The organism is Chrysiogenia bacterium (genome assembly GCA_020434085.1).
Taxonomy (GTDB): domain Bacteria; phylum JAGRBM01; class JAGRBM01; order JAGRBM01; family JAGRBM01; genus JAGRBM01.
Window position 1 is genome coordinate 1 of record JAGRBM010000374.1, and the last position, 1,704, is coordinate 1,704.

Here is a 1,704-nt window from a genome sequence, read left to right on the forward strand (position 1 = left end):
CCGGGACCAGCACGTCCTGCTCGTCGACGATGTCTACACCACCGGCGCCACGGTGAATGAGTGCACGAAGGTCCTGCTGCGCGAGGGGAAGGCGGCGCGGGTGGACGTGCTGTGTGTGGCCAGAGCGGTGAAGGGGTAAGCGACGCGCAACGCGCGCACTGATCAGCGCTCCCCCCGCCTACCGGGGGGAGCCGGGCGCCTCGCGCACTGAGGGGGGAAGCGGCTCGGACGTCGCATCAGCCGGTGGCGCCAGCCGATCCCAAGCGCCCGTCTCCGTAAGTCGCGCGAGCGCGTCGAGGGTCATGTAGTAGAAGGTATCGCCTCTGATGCGCTCGGCGCCTGTCTCGTAGTGACCGACTGGGAACGCAAACCAGCCGATCATTTTCGTGTAACTCGCTGTGGCACTCACATCGCCGAGCAGATCGCCTTTGGTTGATAACATAGCGAGCTGGAGATCATATGTCTCCCGCCACTTCACCGGGACAAATGCCAGAGTAATAAACCCCAGAAACTTCTGCCCATACGCAATCCATGACTCGTCCGCAGAGATTGTCAGCTCAAGGCGTAGCAGGATATCCGCTCGCCCTTGGTTGAGACTCTCATCAGGCATCACACGTGCGGCCATGCCAGAATTCAAGACGGCACATCGACTCGTCTTCTGGAGTAAGTTCAGCAGATATTCTTTCTGAAGTTCTTCAGCCTTTGCAGCCTTCGAGCGCCCCTCGTAGTTTTCCACCACGAGTGCATTTATCCCTTTCATGAAGCGCAGCCTGCGGATTTCTACTGCTGCCGATTCGACCATTGGTGCGTCGATGATGCGGGGGTCTGCTCGTGGCGTGAGCGTGTGCCGGGCAATGGAGCAACCACCCAAGAGGACTATGAGCAGCCACAACAAGATACCCCCGTGTTTAGTCGGCACAAACATCCTCACTCCCCGACGTATCTGACGCCCTTCCCGTATTGGAGTCTTCTAATGCGGGGCACTCCCATTCAACTTTGGGTGCCGCGGGTTCAGGCTCTTTGAATGCCTCAACGCCGCAAAACTTCACAACACTCCACTGTTCGGTCCAGAATCCTTCTTCCGTCGAGCGAAAGGGCCATGTGAGCGCCGCACCAGGCAATCCGATCGAGTAACAGAGCGACAACACAAGCACTTTTGCTCCGGCCTCGGCTCCACCTACATATGGCGCTACCGCCAGATTGGCCGCAGCGGCAGGCCCCGCATCACTAGCGGTTGCGGACACGATAATTAAAGCGGTAAGTGCAATAGCGCGAACTGTTCGCATTGCGGGCCTCCAGATAGCTGAAACACACCCACCCTACGAAAGCCCCGGCGCCTGCTTGCGTGAGCGTTGTCACCAAAGTTCCCTACTGATCGGGTAGTTGGGTCGATTTTTTGGCGCCGGGTTCGGGGCCTTCCTGTGCGGAATCTCCGGCGTCATTTTGCCCCCTTAACCCCGCCCCCACCATCGGTCTAGACTCCCCTGCGAGCCATGGCCATGCAGAACAAAGCACTCATTGCCGAGCCCAACCAGCGGCTGGCGCAGCGGATCGGGAAAGAGCTCGAGGCCATCGGCCTTGCGGTCGATTACGTGCGCGACGGGGCGAGCGCTTTGAAGCAGCTCAGCGCCGGGGGATACCGGCTGCTGCTGACCAATCTCATCCTGCCCCAGCTCTCGGGGGCCGAACTCGTGCGGCGCCTTC

The 1,704-nt window shown here is 60.1% G+C and carries 3 protein-coding genes; 2 read left to right on the forward strand and 1 reads right to left on the reverse strand.

Annotated features, from left to right (window positions below; translation table 11 throughout):
• Positions 1–139: ComF family protein (locus tag KDH09_12995; GenBank protein ID MCB0220610.1), on the forward strand; the 139-nt coding region annotated here is incomplete at its 5' end.
• 39 nt (positions 140–178) lie between these two features.
• Here the strand turns inward: KDH09_12995 and KDH09_13000 are convergent.
• Entirely contained in the window at positions 179–925 is a 747-nt protein-coding gene (locus tag KDH09_13000; GenBank protein ID MCB0220611.1) for a hypothetical protein, read from the reverse strand.
• Positions 926–1,499: 574 nt separating this feature from the next.
• Here KDH09_13000 and KDH09_13005 point away from each other — a divergent pair.
• Positions 1,500–1,704, forward strand: a 205-nt coding sequence (locus KDH09_13005; GenBank protein MCB0220612.1) for a DNA-binding response regulator, incomplete at its 3' end; no start/stop codon positions are given.

Excerpts from the sequence above, each read along its gene's own strand:
- KDH09_13000 (MCB0220611.1), bottom strand. The coding sequence starts at position 925 with ATGTTTGTGCCGACTAAACACGGGGGTATCTTGTTGTGGCTGCTCATA.